The organism is Terrabacter sp. GCM10028922 (genome assembly GCF_042666095.1).
Taxonomy (GTDB): domain Bacteria; phylum Actinomycetota; class Actinomycetes; order Actinomycetales; family Dermatophilaceae; genus Terrabacter.
In genome coordinates, this window is record NZ_JBHTFG010000001.1 from 196619 (window position 1) to 213292 (window position 16674).

A 16674-nucleotide genomic window follows, 5' to 3' on the forward strand; every position below is an offset into this window, starting at 1 on the left:
GACCGCTCTCAGGTACGGGCGCCGGCTCCGTCGGGGACGTCGTCGTCGAAGTCGATGTCGTCCTCGTCGTCCTCGTAGTCCTCGTCGTCGTCCTCGTCGTCGTCGTCCTCGTCGTCGTCGTCCTCGTCGTCGTCCTCGTCGTCGTCCTCGTCGTCGTCCTCGTCGTCGTCCTCGTCGTCGTCCTCGACGTAGTCGTCGGAGTCGAGCCCGGCGTAGACGCGGCCCTCGGTGCCGTCCTCGTCCTCGTGGCCGTCGAAGTCGTCGCCGTAGATCGCGAGCGGCGTCGCCACCTCGGTTGCCTCGTAGAGAGCCTCGTCGTAGTCGTCGAAGGCCTCCGCCAGGTCCTGCGCGGCCGCCATCACCATCGGGTGGTCTGGGTCTCGGCTCGCGTTCGCGGCCTCGAAGTGGCGCTCGAGGGCGGCGAAGAGCTGCTCGAGGGCGGAGCGCGGGTCCACGGTCATGTATCGACCGTAGTCGACCCGCGCGACGCAGAGAACCGATTGTGCTCGGCGAAACGCCCACGGAACATGACGGTCCCGCAGCGAGCCGAGCTCGCTGCGGGACCGTTCATGCGTGGTTGGCGGGTCGTTCACCCGCCCTGGACGGGATGCGTCACATGGGCGCCTTGACGGTGTCGGCAGCCGCGGGAGCAGTGATGTCGACGGGTTCGCCGTACTTGCTCATCCTCATCTGCGCCTTGACGCCCGACAGCTCGAAGGTGACCTTGCGCAGCTGGTCCTTCTCGTCGAGCCAGGCGGTGTAGAGGATCGTGTCGGGGAGCTTCGTGCCGCTGTCGGTGGGCAGCTGGTCGGCCATCGCCTTGGTGTCGAGGGTCAGGTCGTACTTGTGCGCCTTGACCCCGTCGACGCTGTCCTCGCCCACGTACTTCAGGTCGGTGACGGCTGCACCGAACTGGTCGTACATCTTCGTCGGGTCGGCCTGGTCGAGCGCCTGCGAGAGCTGCTTGCCCATTGCGGAGCCGCTGTCGATGACGGCCCACTTCCCGGCGGCGAGGCCTGGGAAGCCCTTCATGTACACCTTCTTGTCGACGAGGATCATGTCGAGCTTCATCGACGAGCCCATGTCCATGCTCATCTTCATGGCCGGGTTGTTCGCGTCGACCTTGGTGTCACCGGTGATGGCGATCTTCTGCCCGGCGGCATCCATGTCCATCGTGACGTGCGCCGTCGTCGCGTTCTTGCCTGCGGCCTTCATCGCGTCGACGAACGACGCCTTGTCCTTGTAGGGCTGTCCAGCAGCCGGGGCCTCGCTCGTCGTGGTGGTACCACCCGGCTGGGTCTGGCCCGTCACGGGTGCCGGGGTGTCGCTCTTGCCGCAGGCGGCGATGCCGAGCACTGCCGGAAGGACGATGACTGCTGCCGTGGTACGGCGGATGTTCCATTTCATGTGCGTGACCTCCTGGGCCCTCGACGCCGGGCTGGGCCAGGCGGTTCCCCCTGCACGACGCGCCGCGGCCTCTGGCGGTCGGGCCCGGCGGTCGGATGACGCCTCGACGCTACCGTGACGACCTGACGCCGACACACGGCATACGGTCTCTTTGCTGTCACGGTTGATGCCAGAATGGATGCCGATGACGGAGTACGAGTACCGGGTCCTGACGTTCGACCGCCACACGTCCAAGGCCCAGGCGCGGCAGGCGGTGCGTGAGCACGCCGAGTACGGCCGCTGGGAGCTCGCCCGCACCGTGATCTACGAGGGCGGGGTGCGGCGGATGTGGCTGCGCCGCAGGATCATGCGGATCGAACGCACGGCCTGACGCACTCGTAGGGCTCGTCAGCAGGTTCGCAGGAGGTCGCCGAGCACCCGCGACCCGAAGCGGAGGGACTCGACCGGCACACGCTCGTCGATGCCGTGGAACATGGGCGCGAAGTCCAGGTCCGCCGGCAGCCGCAGCGGCGCGAAGCCGTAGCCGCTGATGCCCAGACGACCGAGCGCCTTGTTGTCGGTGCCGCCCGACAGGCAGTAGGGCAGGACGGCCGCGGTGGGGTCCTCGCGCAGCAGCGCCTGCTTCATCGCCTCGACGAGCTCGCCCGAGAAGGGCGCCTCCAGGGCGACGTCGCGGTGGACGACCTCGACCTCGACGTGCTCGCCGGCGAGCCGCCGGATCGTGTCCATGAGGCCGTCCTCGTGCCCCGGCAGGAAGCGGCAGTCGACGGCAGCCGTCGCGGTCTGTGGGATGACGTTGTGCTTGTACCCGGACTCGAGCATCGTCACGTTGGCGGTGTCGCGCAACGTGCCGCGCACGAAGCCCTGGGCGCCGCCGAGGCTCGCCAGCAGGGGCTCGAGGTCGTCGCCCGCGGAGGAGATGCCGGTCATGGTGCCGAGCGTGTCGAGCAGCTCGCGCACCGACGCGATGTACTCGCGTGGCCACTCGTGGGCAGCGATCCGTCCGATCGCGGCTGCGAGGCGGACGATGGCGTTCTCGTCGTTCGGGACCGAGCCGTGCCCGGCACGACCGTGGGCGTGCAGGCGCAGCCAGGCGATGCCCTTCTCGGCGGTCTGGAGCAGGTACGCGCGCTGCTCACCCTTCGCGGTCGGCACCGTGACGCTGTAGCCGCCGACCTCGCTGATCGCCTCGGTGACGCCCTCGAACCACTGCGGGTGGTGGTCGACGAGCCAGTGGCTGCCGAAGGTCCCGCCGGCCTCCTCGTCGGCGAAGAAGGCGAACGTCGTGTCGCGGGCAGGTTTGGTGCCGGTCCGCGCGAAGTGTCGGATGTTGGCCAGGATCATGGCGTCCATGTCCTTCATGTCGACCGCTCCGCGTCCCCAGATGCAGCCGTCGCGATCCTCGGCGGCGAAGGGGTCGACCTGCCAGTCGGCCGCGTTCGCCGGCACGACGTCGAGGTGACCGTGGACGGCGAGCCCGGGGCGGGACGAGTCCTCTCCCTCGAGTCGCACGAGGACCGTGGCGCGGCCCGGCTCGCTCTCGAGCAGGGTGCCCTCCAGACCGACATCGGCGAGCTCGTTCATGACGTACTCGGCGGCCTTGCGCTCCCCCGGGCCGGACCCGTCCCCGTAGTTGGACGAGTCGATACGGATGAGCTCGGCGCAGATCCGCGCGACCTCGTCCTCGGGGGTCGGGCCGGAGTTCACGGGGCGGTCTGCGTCGTCGTGGCTCATGCGGATCAGCGTATGCCGCCACGGCCGTTCGTCGTCCGTGCGGGGCCGGTCTCAGGGGTGGGGTCACCAGCACCCGCCGTTTGGTCTTTTGGTCGGCCTCCGTGCTAACGTTTCGCCTCGCCGCAAGGGTTTCCCACGAGTCCCTTGCACACCTTGTCGGGGTGGCGGAATGGCAGACGCGCTAGCTTGAGGTGCTAGTGCCCTTAACGGGCGTGGGGGTTCAAGTCCCCCCCTCGACACCATGAGACCCCCGGGTTCCTGCAGGTCAGGAGCCCGGGGGTCTTCTCGTTCACGATGACGTGGCCCACGCGCACGGCGCGCCGTGATCGGTGGTGAACCCTCGTCGCGCACCTAGCCGCACCTCTGCCACAGACGTAATCTTCGAGCGTGGACGACGACAGCGTGGCGGGCCTTGCCGACGACCTCTACGACGTGATCGGGCTGCTCCGGCGCCGGTCGCGGCGTCTCGTGGGCTCTCCGCTCCCCGAGCTCGGGCTCTCGGGCGCGCAGCTCGAGCTGGTGCGTGTCGTCCGCCGCAACCCGGGCGTCACGGTCGCCGAGGCGGCACGCGTGCTGGGGCTCGCGCCCAACACGGTCTCGACGCTCGTCGGGCAGCTTCTCGCTCTTGGAGTGCTCGTGCGCGAGCGCGACGAGCAGGACCGCAGGGTCGCCCGGCTCGACCTCACTGCTTGGGCCAGGACTGCGCTCGAGCGATGGCGCGACCGTCGCGTCCAGGCGACCGCTAGCGCACTGTCGGGCCTCCCGAGCGCGGAGCGTGCGCGACTGGCGGCGGCCCTCCCGACCATCGCCCGCATCGCTGCCGACCTGCCGGAGCCGACGGACGCCGGCGTCCGGGAGCCCGATGGGCTGGGGCCGCCGCCCGAGCAGGAGGCGGTGATGCGGCCGTGACGCCGGCGGTCGACATCCGCGGGCTGTCCTACAGCTTCGGCTCGCACCGGGCCGTCGACGACCTGACGCTCGCGATCGAGCCGGGCGAGTGCTTCGGGCTGCTCGGGCCCAACGGCGCCGGCAAGACGACCACGATCCGCCTGCTCAACACCCTCCTGCCGCTCCAGCGCGGCGACGTCGCGATCTTCGGCCGCTCGGTGCGCACCCACGCGATGCTGGTGCGCCGACTCATCGGCTACGTGCCGCAGCAGCTGTCGATCGAGGGCGACCTGACCGGGCGCGAGAACGTCGAGTGGTTCGCCCGGCTCTTCGACGTGCCGCGCCGCGAGCGGAAGGCTCGCGTCGACGAGGTGCTCGACATGGTCAACCTGCGCAGCGACGAGTCGCGACTGGCATCGACGTACTCCGGCGGGATGGTCCGCCGTCTGGAGCTCGCGCAGGCCCTCGTCAACCGGCCGGCGCTGCTCGTCCTCGACGAGCCGACGGTGGGGCTCGACCCCGTCGCGCGCGACAGCGTGTGGCGTCGGGTCGCGCAGATGCAGAGAGACCACGACATGACGGTCCTGCTCACGACCCACTACATGGAGGAGGCCGACGCGCTCTGCGACCGCGTGGCCCTCATGCACAAGGGCGCCCTGCGCGCCCTCGGTGCACCCGACGACCTCAAGGCGGCCACCGGCGTCCGCGCAACCCTGGAGGACGTCTTCCGGCACCACACCGGCGAGACCCTCGACGAGGCCGACGCCGAGAAGGGAGGCCTGCGCGGTGTCCGAGCCACGCGTCGAACTGCCCGCCGTCTGGGCTGACCGGCAGACCCGGTCGCGGGCCGGGCTGCTCGTCGCGCGCATCGGCACGTTCTGCCTCGTCGAGCTGCAGAAGCTGCGTCACGACCGCAGCGAGCTGGTGACCCGGGCCGTCCAGCCGGTCCTCTGGCTCGTCATCTTCGGCACGACCTTCAGTCGCATCAGGGCCATCCCGACGGGCGACATCCCTTACCTCGACTTCCTCGCGCCAGGGGTCATCGCGCAGTCCGCCCTGTTCGTCGCGATCTTCTACGGCATCCAGATCATCTGGGAGCGCGATGCCGGCGTGCTGACGAAGCTGCTCGTGACGCCGACGCCGCGGGCCGCCCTCGTGGCCGGCAAGGCCTTTGCCGCGGGCGTCCGGTCGGTCGCGCAGGCCGTCATCGTCATCCTCGTCGCCGCCGTCATGGGCGTCGCGCTGACGTGGCACCCGCTGCGCCTGCTCGGTGTGTTCGTCGTCGTCATGCTCGGTGCGGCGTTCTTCTCGTGCCTGTCGCTCAGCATCGCCGGCGTCGCCCTGCGGCGCGACCGGCTCATGGGCATCGGGCAGGCGATCACCATGCCGCTCTTCTTCGCCTCGAACGCGCTCTATCCCATCGAGATGATGCCGGGGTGGCTCAAGGTCATCAGCCACGTCAACCCGCTGACCTACGAGGTGTCCGCCCTACGCGGCCTGTTGCTGGGCACGCCGACCAACTACTGGATCGACGTCGGCGTCCTCGTCGGCAGTGCGGTCGCCGGGATCGTCTGCGCCGCGGCCCTCATTGGTCGCCTGGCTCGCTGACTGCCTCCTCCGCCGCACGAGGCACGGACCGTACGCTGTGCCGCGTGACCTTCCTGCGCGCCCTGTGGACCCTTCTCCGGGGCCGCGGGTTCCGGCGCCTGTTCGTCAGCCGCGTCACCTCGTCGTTCAGCGACGGCATCTTCCAGGTCGCACTGGCCAGCCACGTCCTGTTCAACCCGGAGAAAGCCGCTGATGCGCGCGGCATCGCCATCGCGTTCGCGATCGTCCTGCTCCCCTACACCGCGCTCGGCCCCTTCGTCGGAGTGCTGCTCGACCGGTGGCCCCGTCGCCGGGTCCTCGTCGTGAGCCAGCTCGTCCGGGCCGCGGCGATCCTCGGCGTCACAGGTCTGGTCACCGGGGCCGAGACGGGCCCGGCGTTCTTCGCCCTCGTCCTGCTCGTGTTCTCCGTCAACCGCTTCATCCTCGCCGGACTCGCCTCCGCGATGCCGCACGTCGTGATGCGTGAGCAGCTCGTCAGCGCGAACTCCGTTGCGCCGACGTGCGGTTCGCTCGCCTACCTCCTGGGCGGCGCCGTCGGCACCGGCGTGCGCGCCCTGGGTGGCACTGACGTCGTCGACGTGCTCCTCGCGGTGTGTGGCGTACTGGTCGCCGCCTGGGCGGCGACCCGTCTGCCGTTCATCGGCCCCGACGACACGAGCGGGGCCCCATCGCTGGGCCAGATCTCCCGTTCCGTCATGGCGGGCCTCGTCGAGGCCGTCCGCACACTGCCGCGCAAGGCGCGAGTGCTGCTCGTGCTCGTGTTCGTGACGCGAATCCCCTTCGGCTTCCTGCTGCTCCAGACGCTGCTCCTCTTCCGTGGTCCCTTCGAGGGCGGACACGGGCCGGTGGGCTTCGGCATCGCCGCCGGGGCCTCCGCCGTGGGCTTCGCCTCGGCCGCGTTCGTCACGCCGTGGCTCGCGCCGCGCCTCACCGCCGTGCCGTATGCCGGTCGCATGCTCGCGTTCGGGGCGCTCGTCTGCGCGGTGCTGGGTCCGTTCCTGACACCGTGGAGCATCGTCGTCGTCGCGTTCGTCGTCTCGTTCACGTCGCAGTGCGTCAAGATCACGGTCGACTCCCTCATGCAGGCTCACGTCGACGACCACCTGCTCGGCCGCGCCTTCTCGGCCTACGACGTCGTCTACAACGCCGGCATGGTGGCCGCGGCGGCGCTCGGCGCGGTCGTGCTGCCCGCGACCGGGTTGGCGTGGTGGCCGCTCGTGGCGTTCGCATGCATCTACGGGGCGACGGCAACGCTGCTCGGCAGGCTCTGGGGCCGGGCAACGGTGCTCGACCGGGAGCGGCCACTAGGCTGACCGCGTGCTTCCCGAGCTGACCGCCACCCGCTACGTGACGCCGCTCAAGGAGGGCGGCTCGCTGCCGGGCATCGTCGAGGCTGACGACGACGGGACCTACGTCCTCAAGTTCCGCGGCGCCGGCCAGGGGCTCAAGGTCCTCGTCGCGGAGGTGGTCGTCGCCGGCATCGCCCGCCTGCTCGAGGTCCCTGTGCCCGAGCTCGCCGTCGTCCGGCTCGACCCCCGCATCGCGAAGTACGAGGCCGACGAGGAGGTCCAGGACCTGCTCACGGCCTCGGTCGGGACCAACCTCGGCGTCGACTTCCTGCCCGGCTCGCTCGGTTACGACGGGTCCCGCCCCCCGGACGCCGACCTCGCCGAACGCATCATCTGGCTCGACGCCCTGACGGCCAACGTCGACCGCACCTGGTCCAACCCGAACCTGCTGGTCTGGCACGGCCGCACCTGGACCATCGACCACGGCGCCGCGCTCTACTTCCACCACACGTGGCCGAACAAGGCACCGACGCCCGAGCGGTTCGCGGCGCAGCCGTTCGACGCGAGCCGGCACGTCCTGCGTGACGTCGCCGGTGACGTCGGCCGTCGCCACGACGAGCTCGCCGCCCGCGTGACGCCCGACGCGCTCCGCACGGTCCTGGCAGACGTGCCGGACGAGTGGATCGAACCGACGCCCTTCCTCGCCGACGCACCAGCGGTGCGGACCGCATACGCCGAGATGCTGCGCGCCCGTCTCGACGGACCTCTCACGTGGGTGCCCACGGGGGTCGCCGCGTGAACGGCTACCAGTACGTCCTCCTGCGACTCGTGCCGCGCGTCGACCGTGAGGAGTTCATCAACGTCGGCGTCGTGCTCTACTCGCAGGACGCCGACTTCCTCGACGCCGCCTGGGAGCTCGACGAGTCGCGCGCCGCGGCGCTGGCGCCGACGTGCGACCTCGACGGTGTGCGATCGATGCTCGAACGCGTACGGGCCGTGTGCCGAGGCGAGACCGGGCGGGGGCTGCCCACCCTCGACAAGCCCGGTCAGCGCTTCGGCTGGATCATCGCCCCGCGGTCGACCGTCGTGCAACCCGGCCCGGTGCACGGCGGACTGTGCGAGGACCCCGCCGCCGAGCTGGAACGGCTCCTCGACCGGCTCGTCCGGCCCTGACGCGCACTCCGGGTGCTCAGCGCGCCCGCAGCGCCCACATGGCGACGGCACTCGCCGCAGCGACGTTGAGCGAGTCGACGCCGCCGGCCATCGGGATGCGCAGCGTCAGGTCCGCCTCGGCAACGGTGCGGTGCGACAGGCCGTCACCCTCGGTGCCGACGACGAGCGCGAGGCGCTCCGGCGGCTCGGTCTCCAGCGCGTCGAGCGACACGGAGTCGTCCGACAGGGCCATCGCCGCAACCGTGAGGCCGGCCTCGTGCAGTACCTCGATCCCCTTGGGCCACGGGTCGATCCGAGTCCACGGCACCTGGAACACCGTGCCCATCGAGACTCGGATCGAGCGGCGGTAGAGCGGGTCGGCGCACCGTGGGGTGATGAGAACGGCGTCGACGCCGAGCGCGGCCGCGCTACGGAAGATGGCGCCCACGTTCGTGTGGTCCACGACGTCCTCGAGGACGACGACCCGGCGCGCGCCCTCGAGCAGGGAACACACCTCCGGCAGCGCGGGGCGCTGCATCGCGGCCAGCGCGCCGCGGTGGAGGTGGAAACCGGTCAGCCGCTCGATGACGTCGTGCTCGCCGTAGTAGACAGGGATGCCGGCGAACTCGGCGTCGGCGACGATGTCGGCCAGGTCGTCCAGCCACCGACGGGCCATGAGATAGGAGCGCGGCCGGTGCCCGGCCCGCAGCGCGCGCCGGATCACCTTCTGGCTCTCGGCGATGTAGAGGCCGCGCTCGGGCTCCGTGCGCCGCCGCAGCACCACGTCCGTCAACGACACGTAGTCGGCCAGTCGCGGGTCTGCGGGGTCGGTGATCTCGATCGGCACGTCCGTCAGGGTAGTGCCGGCGGCAGTGTCGTCCGTCGCCGTCCCGTCCGCGGCGGTAGCGCCGTCGCGTCAGGGGAACCAGACGAGCTTGACGATCGCGACCAGGCCGATCGCGATGATGACGGCCCGGAGGGCGTTCGGGGGGATGCGCCGCCCGATGCGGGCGCCGATGATGCCACCGAGGAAGGAACCACCACCGATGAGCAGCACGATGAGCCAGTCGATGTGCTCGCGGGCGAAGAGCAGGAAGACGCCCGCAGCGACGACGTTCACGACCAGGGACAGGACGTTCTTGTAGCCGTTGAGTCGCTGCAGCGGCTCGAGGCTCAGGGCACTGAACAGGCCCATGAGCAGTACGCCCTGGGCCGCGCCGAAGTAGCCACCGTAGATGCCCGCGACGAAGACGCCGACCGCCATGGCCGGCACGTGCCATCCCGGCTCCGGCACGTCGTCACCCTCGGGGTGGGCCCTGGCCAGGATGCGCGGCCCGGCCACGACGAGCACGAGCGCGACGAGGATGAGCACGGGGACGATCGCCCGGAAAGCGCTGGGCGGCAGGACGAGCAGCAGACCCGCGCCCGCGACGGACCCGAGGAACGACAGCGGCATGAGCCGACGCAGGGTCGGGGCCTGCCCGGTGAGCTCGTGGCGATAGCCCCACGATCCCGTGACGCCGCCGGCCACGAGGCCGATGTTGTTCGAGACGTTGGCCGCGAGCGGGTTCACCCCGAAGAAGAGCAGCGTGGGGAAGGTGATGAGCGTTCCGGACCCGACGATGGTGTTGATGATGCCGGCCCCGGTCCCGGCCAGCGCGACGGCGAGGGCGGACCAGAACGACACCCGGTCACCCTACAGAGGGTGACCGGGTGTCGATGCCGTGGTCCGTCAGCGCCGGTTCGTCAGCGCCGGTTCGTCAGCGCTGCTCCGGCGGAGCGTCCGGCAGGTCGACCGGAGCTGCCGGTGGCGCGGCGGCAGGCGGCGGCGGCACGTCGGCGCCGCTGGGCCGGATCGCCGGCTGCTGGCGTCCTATGGGCGCAGCGTGCTCCGTGGACTCGGCGCTCGCGGCGGCCGCCTGACCACGCGCCTCTGCGAGAGCCTTGGCGGAGTCCTCGAGGATCGTCTCTGCGAAGGCGTCCTCCTCGGCGTCCGTCGTCTGCACCCATGCCTCTTCGTCGTCATCGCTGGGGCGGGCGTCGTTGCCGCCGAGGGCGTTGCCGATGCCCTTCAGCGCGTCGGTCAGCTCGGACGGCACGATCCACATCTTGTTGGAGTCGCCCCGTGCGATCTGGGGCAGGACCTGGAGGTACTGGTAGGCGAGAAGCTTCTGGGTCGGCTTGCCCCGGTGGATCGCCGAGAAGACCTGCTGGATGGCGCGCGCCTGGCCCTGGGCCTCGAGGATGCGGGCCTGGGCCGAGCCCTCGGCACGCAGGATCTGGCTCTGCTTCTCGCCCTCGGCCGTGAGGATCGCGGACTGCTTGACGCCCTCGGCCGTGAGGATCGCGGCACGACGGTCACGCTCGGCGCGCATCTGCTTCTCCATCGAGTCCTGCACGGAGTGGGGCGGGTCGATGGCCTTGAGCTCGACGCGGTTGACGCGGATGCCCCACTTGCCGGTGGCCTCGTCGAGGACGCCGCGCAGCTGACCGTTGATCTGGTCGCGGCTCGTCAGCGTCTGCTCGAGGTCGAGCGAACCGATGACGTTTCGCAGCGTCGTGACCGTCAGCTGCTCGATGCCCTGGATGAAGTTGGCGATCTCGTAGACCGCGGACTTGGCGTCGATGACGGAGTAGTAGATGACGGTGTCGATGCTCACGACGAGGTTGTCGGAGGTGATCACCGGCTGGGGCGGGAACGACACGACCTGTTCACGCAGGTCGATGTTGGCCCTGACCTTGTCGACGAACGGCACCAGGAAGTGGATGCCGGCCGTCAGGGTCTTGTTGTAGCTGCCGAGCCGCTCGACGATCTGGGCCGTCTGCTGCGGGACGATCCGCACGGTGCGGAGCACGACGATGATGGCCACGATCACGATGAGGATCGGGATGATGAGTACCGGGTCCACGGCCTACTCCCTGCTCTGGCGCGCCCCCGAGGACGCGTGTGGTCTGGTCCGGACCGGTCGGCCAGGACGTTGTCGGCGTCAGTCGCCGACGAGGCGAGCGCGGCTGACGACGGCGGTGGCACCGTCGATCGAGTCGACGACCACCTCTTCACCCGGCTCGATGCTGTCCCCGAGAGTGCGTGCCGACCAGGTCTCGCCGGCGAGCTTGACCGTGCCACCGGCCGGGCTCACTCGGTCGAGAGCGACGGCGGACCGGCCCACGTGCGCGGCGGCTCCCATCAGCTGGGCAGGCGTCTTGACGGTGAAGCGGTTCTTGAGCCAGGGACGCACGACGGCGAGCAGAGCCACGGAGACGAGGGCACCGACGACCGCCTGGACGGTCACGGATGCCCCGAAGGCCGCCGCGACGGAGGCACCGAGCGCTCCCCCGGCGAGCATCAGGAAGGTGAAGTCGACCGTGGCGGCCTCGATGGCGACGAGGACGAGCGCCACCCCCAGCCAGACCATCCACGCGTAGCCCTCGAACACCGTCAACCCCGTCTCGTCGAGCCGGCGCCGTGAGGACACCGACGTCTCGTGCGTCACACCTGTGACGATGTCGATTCTGCCTCAGTTCCCTTCGAGCACCTACGGACCGCGGGCAGCGAGAGATTGCGGTCAGGACTCGGCGCGGGCGGACCAGCGGTCGCCGTACTGCTCCAGGACGAGCGGGAGCCCGAACGTGGCGCTGAGGTTCTCGGCGGTGAGGGTGAGCGGGATCGGGCCGGCGGCGACGACCTTGCCGTCGCGGATCATGAGCACGTCGGTGAACGACGGCGGGATCTCCTCGACGTGGTGCGTGACGAGGACCATCGCCGGAGCCTCCGTGTCACCCGCGAGGTCACCCAGGCGGCGTACGAGGTCCTCACGGCCACCGAGGTCGAGTCCGGCGGCGGGCTCGTCGAGGAGCATGAGCTCGGGGTCGGTCATCAGGGCGCGGGCGATCTGGACGCGCTTGCGCTCGCCCTCGCTCAGGGTGCCGAAGGCACGGTCGGCCAGATGGTCGGCGCCGAGCGCCTTGAGCAGCTCCATCGCCCGCACGTAGTCCATGTGGTCGTAGCTCTCACGCCAGCGGCCGATGATGCCGTAGGACGCGGTGACGACGACGTTGCCGACGAGCTCGTCGCCGGGGATGCGCTCGGCCATCGACGAGCTCGCTAGACCGATTCGCGGGCGCAGCTCGAAGACGTCGACCGCCCCGAGCACCTCGCCGAGGATGCCGGCGACCCCTGTCGTGGGGTGCATCCGCGCGGCGGCGACCTGCAGGAGCGTCGTCTTGCCCGCCCCGTTGGCGCCGAGCACGACCCAGCGCTCGCCCTCCTCCACCTCCCACGAGACGTCGTCGAGGAGCGTCGAGACACCGCGGCGTACGGTGACTCCGGCGAAGGCGAGGACGTCGCTCATGGCTCGACCTTATGGCACGGTCTGCGGGCTGCCGACGCGGCTCACCCTACGATGGCGTGGTGTCCGAGCTGCCCGCCTCCGTACGCCTCGCCCTGTGGGTGACCGCGTCATGGCGCGGCGACCTCGGCACCCCCGACGCGCTGCAGCGAGCCTTCCCCGACCTCGACCACGTGGCCGGTGACCTCGCGCGCCTCGACGTCTGGCGCGACCTGGGCGAGCGGGCGTTGTTCGTCGCGCTGCCCAGGCCCGGCGACGTCAGTCGTATGCCGCGTGGTTCGTCGGCGGCGACCGCGCACGCCGCAGACACCGGCGAGTGCGTCTTCGTGGCCGGCATCGGTGGCGTGCTCGTGCCCACGCTCTCGGAGTTCGGCCCGGAGGGCGACGTGGGTGTGCGCGCGGACTGGACCGCCTACGAGGCTGATCCGCTGCCTCGGCATCGGATGGAGATGCTCGACCTGCGCGAGATCGAGCGTGACCTGATGGCCCGGGTGCGTGACCACACGGTTCGTTTCGAGCAGGTCGGCGGCCACCCGTGGGGCCACGAGGCGCGGGCCGAGGCGCAGGCCGACATGGACACGGCGCTCTGGGGCATCCCGGCCGCCACCTCGGCCCGGGCGCTGCGGATCATGGCCATCGCGGCGAACCTCTCCCGTCTCGCGCACCGCACGGCCAACCTCACCTCGCTGGGTTCCGGGGGCCTCGATGCCGGCACCGCCACGAGCCGCGGCATGTTGCTGCGCGACCTCGCGTCCGATGCCGACACGGCCCTCGCCGACGCGACGAACGTCGCGGTCATGTCGATCGCGGGCTGGCGCCCTGCCTGACGGCCCCGCGGAAGGGCCGCTAGGCGCTCTGCTCCCCCTCGGGTGACGCGGACTCGAGCCGGGCGATGACCGCACGGGCGTACGCACGCTCGGCGTCGATGTCCGCGTGCCGTTCGATCTCGCCTTCGGCGCCCACGGCGGAGACGGCGTACCCGCCGTCGAGCCGCTCGAGCGAGACGAAGCTCGCGCCGAGGACCTCCCGCAGCTGGTCCTCGCGCGGCAGCCACACGACCTTGGCCTGCTCGACGCTGTCCAGTGCCCACTCCGTCGTGCCGTTGAAGCCGATGACGTCGCCGGTCTTGAAATGGTGGACGTCGACCGTGAGGTCACTGATGACGAAGACGTCCTCCTCCATCCCGTCGACGGGGACGACGAACCGGTCTCCGGACGCCGGCGCCCAGGCGAGGCCAGCACCCGAGAGCCGTCGGGCCAGCTCGATGGTCAGCATGCTCCATCGTCACATCCGCCCGGGGCTTCGCCAAGAACCGTAGGTTGGCTGCATGACCGAGCACCCAGAGCTGAAGCCCCTCGACGAGACCACCTTCGACACCGTGCTGTGCGTCGCGGCCCATCCCGACGACCTCGAGTACGGCACCGCCGCAGCGGTCGACAAGTGGGTGAGGGCCGGCAAGACGGTCACCTACCTGCTGGCGACGCGCGGTGAGGCCGGCATCGACACGATGCATCCGGACAAGGCCGGTCCGGTCCGCGAGCAGGAGGAGCGCGACGGGGCCGCGGAGGTTGGGGTCGACGTCGTCGAGTTCCTCGACTTCCATGACGGCGTCGTCGAGTACGGCCTGCCGCTGCGCCGGGCCATCGCCCGTGAGATCCGCAGGCGCAAGCCCGACCTGATCGTGTCTCTCACCTATGCCGACCACTTTCCGGGCGGCTTCGTCAACCAGGCCGACCACCGCGCCGTCGGGCTCGCGGTCGTCGATGCGAAGGCCGACGCCGGCAACCGGTGGATCTTCCCCGAGCTCGTCGAGGAGGGCTACGAGCCGTGGCAGGTGAAGCAGGTGCTCGTCTGTGCCGACCCGGACTCGACGCACGGTGTCGACGTCTCTGACCACTTCGACGCGGCCGTCGCGTCGCTGACCTCGCACCGCGAGTACCTCTCGGCCCTCGGACCGGACTACCCCGCTCCGGCTGACCTGCTCGGCATGGTTCTCGGCGGTCCGGCCGAGCGGCTGGGAGTCACCTACGCGTTGGCCGGGCGGCTCATCGGCTGACCAGCCGCTCGACGAGCGGCCGCAGCGACAGGGCCCGGTGCCGCTGCCAGTCGCGGAAGCCGGGCAGCGCCGACCACGCCGGCGACAGGGACTCGCGGCGCAGCATCCCGGCGACGGCCACGACGAATCTGGTTGCCTCATAAGGCAGCTGTGAAAGCAGGCCCTGCGAGAGGCTGACGGCCACGTGTTGCCCGCCCACGTGCCCGGACGCCACGACGTCCACGGCAAGCGACGCCGTGTCGATCCACGCCGCCCCATGGCACGCCGAGGCCCAGTCGACGAGCCAGACCTCGTCACCGCGCGGCACGGCGTTGTCGCAGCGGATGTCAAGGTGGACCAGGTGCCGGCCTGCCGTCCACGTGCGCCATCCGTCGGAGATCGCCACGAGACCGTTGATCCGGGCGCGCTCCCAGTCGTCGAGCTGGTCAGGGTGCTCGTGGGCAAGGGTGTGCCACCCGTCGAGGTCGGGCAGCCGGTCGATCGCGGGGCCAAGAGTCGGGACGTCGGTCAGAGCGGCGGAGGTGGCGATGGCGTCGGCGACGATCGCGACGTCCTGTGACCGCCAGGGCGGCCCGAGCGCGGGACCGTCGGCCGCCTCCGTGACGACGACGATCCAGTCGCGGTGCTCCACACCCGCGACGAGCGGTGCGTGCGGCACGGTCGGCGGGAGCACCCTGAGCGTCGCCAGCTCCCGTGCGTACAACAGGTGCGACGTCGAGTCGATCGAGGCCGCAACGGCTTTCGCAAAGACCTGACGTCCGTCGCGCAACGTCAGAAGCGCTGCCGGACCCGGCGACATGCCGTCCTGGATCGACTCCGTGCCGGCGATGCGCGAGCCTACTGCCGCCTCGATGGCTGCGCGGAGGTCCGCCGGCGCCTGTTCGAAGGGCGGGCGCGTCGTGAAGCCGGACGGCATCAGGTCCCGAGGACCGCCCGGTACACCTCGAGTGTGCGGTCGCCGATGGACGCCCACGAGAACGCATCGACGGCGCGGTCGCGGCCGGCGCGACCGAAAGCGCGCGCACGGTCGACGTCGGAGACGCCCTCGGTCAGTGCCGCAGCGAGGTCAGCGACGAACCGGTCGGGATCGACGGGCGTGCCTGTGCCGTCCTGGACCTGGTCGATCGGCACGAGCCAGCCGGTCTCGCCGTCGACGACGACCTCTGGAATACCACCGGTCGCGGTCGCGACGACGGCGAGCTCGCAGGCCATGGCCTCGAGGTTGACGATGCCCAGCGGCTCGTAGACCGAAGGGCAGGCGAAGACGGTGCCGTGGCTCAGCAGGGCGACGACCTCGTTGCGCGGCAACATGTCGGGAATCCAGACGACGCCCTCGCGCTGCGACCGGAGGTCGTTCATGAGACCCTCGACCTCGGCCAGGATCTCCGGGGTGTCAGGTGCGCCGGCGCACAGGACGAGCTGCACGTCGGGCGGCAGCTGCGCGCACGCGCGGAGCAGGTAGGGAAGACCCTTCTGACGGGTGATGCGTCCGACGAAGACGACGGACCGCTTGTCGGGGTCGACGCCGTGGCGCCGGACGATCTCCGTGGCCTCCGGCGAGCGGTCGGCCTGCCACAGCTGTGAGTCGATTCCGTTGTGCACCACGTGAACTCGAGACGGATCGAGGGACGGGTAGCTCTTGAGGATGTCGTCGCGCATGCCGGCACTGACGGCCACGACGGCCGCCGCCGACTCGTACGCCGTGCGCTCGGCCCACGACGACACCCGGTAGCCGCCACCGAGCTGCTCGGCCTTCCACGGACGCATCGGCTCGAGCGAGTGCGCGGTGACGACGTGCGGCATACCGCCCAGCATCGAGGCGAGGTGGCCGGCCATGTTGGCGTACCACGTGTGGGAGTGGACGAGCTCTGCTCCGACGCAGTCACCGGCCATGGCGACGTCGATGCCGAGGGTCTGGAGCGCGGCGTTGCCACTGGCGAGCTCGGGCAGGTCGGCGTAGGCCGTCGTGCCGGGCTCGTCGCGCGCCGCGCCGAAGCACCTCACCTGCACGTCGAGGTCACCGCGGGACCTGAGGGCCCGCACGAGCTCGGCCACGTGGACGCCGGCGCCTCCGTAGACGGCTGGCGGGTACTCCTTGCTGAGGATGTCGACACGCACGTTCCGACCCTAGTGGTGCAACGAGGTTCGCTGCAGTCCCGACTGCGACATTCCGACGCCATGCGGGCAGACC

General features: G+C 70.6%; 20 protein-coding genes and 1 tRNA gene. 10 read left to right on the forward strand and 11 right to left on the reverse strand.

The features are described from left to right. Positions 1–8 precede the first annotated feature (8 nt). Both ACFQU3_RS00900 and ACFQU3_RS00905 read right to left on the reverse strand, forming a co-directional pair. Positions 9–461, reverse strand: a complete 453-nt coding sequence (locus ACFQU3_RS00900) for a hypothetical protein (protein ID WP_385905091.1) — start codon at positions 459–461, stop codon at positions 9–11. Between the two features lie 151 nt (positions 462–612). After that, the gene (locus ACFQU3_RS00905) at positions 613–1407 is read right to left on the reverse strand and encodes an LppX_LprAFG lipoprotein (protein WP_385905094.1); all 795 of its coding nucleotides are present in this window, start codon (positions 1405–1407) and stop codon (positions 613–615) included. A 184-nt stretch (positions 1408–1591) separates the two neighbouring features. Between ACFQU3_RS00905 and ACFQU3_RS00910 the strand changes: the two genes are divergently transcribed. After that, on the forward strand, positions 1592–1777 hold the full coding sequence (locus tag ACFQU3_RS00910) for a DUF5703 family protein (RefSeq protein WP_385905097.1): 186 nt from the start codon (positions 1592–1594) through the stop codon (positions 1775–1777). A gap of 17 nt (positions 1778–1794) precedes the next feature. On the opposite strand, the gene ACFQU3_RS00915 is transcribed toward ACFQU3_RS00910, so the two are convergent. Beyond that, positions 1795–3141 carry a M20/M25/M40 family metallo-hydrolase gene (locus tag ACFQU3_RS00915; RefSeq protein WP_385905100.1) on the reverse strand — a complete coding sequence of 449 codons (1347 nt, stop codon included), beginning with the start codon at positions 3139–3141 and terminating at the stop codon, positions 1795–1797. Positions 3142–3296: 155 nt separating this feature from the next. Between ACFQU3_RS00915 and ACFQU3_RS00920 the strand changes: the two genes are divergently transcribed. The 7 genes from ACFQU3_RS00920 to ACFQU3_RS00950 all read left to right on the forward strand — a co-directional run bounded on the left by ACFQU3_RS00920 (position 3297) and on the right by ACFQU3_RS00950 (position 8099). Beyond that, positions 3297–3383, forward strand: a tRNA-Leu gene (locus tag ACFQU3_RS00920). A 145-nt stretch (positions 3384–3528) separates the two neighbouring features. Then, on the forward strand, positions 3529–4050 hold the full coding sequence (locus tag ACFQU3_RS00925; protein ID WP_385905103.1) for a MarR family winged helix-turn-helix transcriptional regulator: 522 nt from the start codon (positions 3529–3531) through the stop codon (positions 4048–4050). Beyond that, positions 4047–4856: an ABC transporter ATP-binding protein gene (locus tag ACFQU3_RS00930; protein WP_385905106.1), complete on the forward strand. Its 810-nt coding sequence runs from the start codon at positions 4047–4049 to the stop codon at positions 4854–4856. The genes ACFQU3_RS00925 and ACFQU3_RS00930 overlap by 4 nt, the downstream gene beginning before the upstream one ends. Then, on the forward strand, positions 4816–5637 hold the full coding sequence (locus ACFQU3_RS00935; RefSeq protein ID WP_385905109.1) for an ABC transporter permease: 822 nt from the start codon (positions 4816–4818) through the stop codon (positions 5635–5637). The genes ACFQU3_RS00930 and ACFQU3_RS00935 overlap by 41 nt, the downstream gene beginning before the upstream one ends. 44 nt (positions 5638–5681) lie before the next feature. Further along, positions 5682–6950 (forward strand): MFS transporter, encoded by a 1269-nt coding sequence (locus ACFQU3_RS00940; RefSeq protein WP_385905112.1) that lies wholly within the window; start codon positions 5682–5684, stop codon positions 6948–6950. A gap of 4 nt (positions 6951–6954) precedes the next feature. Further along, the gene (locus ACFQU3_RS00945; RefSeq protein ID WP_385905115.1) at positions 6955–7725 is read left to right on the forward strand and encodes a HipA family kinase; all 771 of its coding nucleotides are present in this window, start codon (positions 6955–6957) and stop codon (positions 7723–7725) included. After that, positions 7722–8099, forward strand: coding sequence for a DUF3037 domain-containing protein (locus tag ACFQU3_RS00950; protein ID WP_385905118.1), 378 nt, complete (start codon positions 7722–7724; stop codon positions 8097–8099). Before ACFQU3_RS00945 ends, ACFQU3_RS00950 begins: the two co-directional genes overlap by 4 nt. 16 nt (positions 8100–8115) lie before the next feature. On the opposite strand, the gene ACFQU3_RS00955 is transcribed toward ACFQU3_RS00950, so the two are convergent. The 5 genes from ACFQU3_RS00955 to ACFQU3_RS00975 form a co-directional block, all read right to left on the reverse strand. Next, positions 8116–8925, reverse strand: coding sequence for a TrmH family RNA methyltransferase (locus tag ACFQU3_RS00955; RefSeq protein ID WP_385905121.1), 810 nt, complete (start codon positions 8923–8925; stop codon positions 8116–8118). 69 nt (positions 8926–8994) lie between these two features. Next, positions 8995–9765: a sulfite exporter TauE/SafE family protein gene (locus ACFQU3_RS00960; protein WP_385905124.1), complete on the reverse strand. Its 771-nt coding sequence runs from the start codon at positions 9763–9765 to the stop codon at positions 8995–8997. A gap of 73 nt (positions 9766–9838) precedes the next feature. Continuing rightward, positions 9839–10987, reverse strand: a complete 1149-nt coding sequence (locus ACFQU3_RS00965; RefSeq protein WP_385905127.1) for an SPFH domain-containing protein — start codon at positions 10985–10987, stop codon at positions 9839–9841. Between the two features lie 78 nt (positions 10988–11065). Then, entirely contained in the window at positions 11066–11572 is a 507-nt protein-coding gene (locus ACFQU3_RS00970; protein ID WP_385905130.1) for an NfeD family protein, read from the reverse strand. A gap of 72 nt (positions 11573–11644) precedes the next feature. Next, entirely contained in the window at positions 11645–12430 is a 786-nt protein-coding gene (locus ACFQU3_RS00975) for an ABC transporter ATP-binding protein (RefSeq protein ID WP_385905133.1), read from the reverse strand. A 59-nt stretch (positions 12431–12489) separates the two neighbouring features. Here ACFQU3_RS00975 and ACFQU3_RS00980 point away from each other — a divergent pair, with 59 nt between their 5' ends. After that, positions 12490–13254 (forward strand): hypothetical protein, encoded by a 765-nt coding sequence (locus tag ACFQU3_RS00980; protein ID WP_385905135.1) that lies wholly within the window; start codon positions 12490–12492, stop codon positions 13252–13254. 19 nt (positions 13255–13273) lie between these two features. On the opposite strand, the gene ACFQU3_RS00985 is transcribed toward ACFQU3_RS00980, so the two are convergent. After that, positions 13274–13702 (reverse strand): pilus assembly protein CpaE, encoded by a 429-nt coding sequence (locus tag ACFQU3_RS00985; RefSeq protein WP_385905138.1) that lies wholly within the window; start codon positions 13700–13702, stop codon positions 13274–13276. Positions 13703–13754: 52 nt separating this feature from the next. On the opposite strand from ACFQU3_RS00985, the gene ACFQU3_RS00990 reads away from it, so the two are divergent. Then, positions 13755–14483, forward strand: coding sequence for a PIG-L deacetylase family protein (locus tag ACFQU3_RS00990; protein ID WP_385905141.1), 729 nt, complete (start codon positions 13755–13757; stop codon positions 14481–14483). Here ACFQU3_RS00990 and ACFQU3_RS00995 read toward each other — a convergent pair. Both ACFQU3_RS00995 and glgA read right to left on the reverse strand, forming a co-directional pair. Then, positions 14473–15399, reverse strand: a complete 927-nt coding sequence (locus ACFQU3_RS00995) for a hypothetical protein (RefSeq protein ID WP_385905144.1) — start codon at positions 15397–15399, stop codon at positions 14473–14475. The genes ACFQU3_RS00990 and ACFQU3_RS00995 overlap by 11 nt on opposite strands. Further along, positions 15399–16601: a glycogen synthase gene (gene glgA, locus ACFQU3_RS01000; RefSeq protein ID WP_385905147.1), complete on the reverse strand. Its 1203-nt coding sequence runs from the start codon at positions 16599–16601 to the stop codon at positions 15399–15401. The genes ACFQU3_RS00995 and glgA overlap by 1 nt, the downstream gene beginning before the upstream one ends. Between the last annotated feature and the right edge of the window lie 73 nt (positions 16602–16674).

Excerpts from the sequence above, each read along its gene's own strand:
- ACFQU3_RS00900 (WP_385905091.1), bottom strand. The coding sequence starts at position 461 with ATGACCGTGGACCCGCGCTCCGCCCTCGAGCAGCTCTTCGCCGCCCTC.
- ACFQU3_RS00905 (WP_385905094.1), bottom strand. The coding sequence starts at position 1,407 with ATGAAATGGAACATCCGCCGTACCACGGCAGCAGTCATCGTCCTTCCG.
- ACFQU3_RS00910 (WP_385905097.1), top strand. The coding sequence starts at position 1,592 with ATGACGGAGTACGAGTACCGGGTCCTGACGTTCGACCGCCACACGTCC.
- ACFQU3_RS00915 (WP_385905100.1), bottom strand. The coding sequence starts at position 3,141 with ATGAGCCACGACGACGCAGACCGCCCCGTGAACTCCGGCCCGACCCCC.
- ACFQU3_RS00975 (WP_385905133.1), bottom strand. The coding sequence starts at position 12,430 with ATGAGCGACGTCCTCGCCTTCGCCGGAGTCACCGTACGCCGCGGTGTC.
- ACFQU3_RS00985 (WP_385905138.1), bottom strand. The coding sequence starts at position 13,702 with ATGCTGACCATCGAGCTGGCCCGACGGCTCTCGGGTGCTGGCCTCGCC.
- ACFQU3_RS00990 (WP_385905141.1), top strand. The coding sequence starts at position 13,755 with ATGACCGAGCACCCAGAGCTGAAGCCCCTCGACGAGACCACCTTCGAC.
- ACFQU3_RS00995 (WP_385905144.1), bottom strand. The coding sequence starts at position 15,399 with ATGCCGTCCGGCTTCACGACGCGCCCGCCCTTCGAACAGGCGCCGGCG.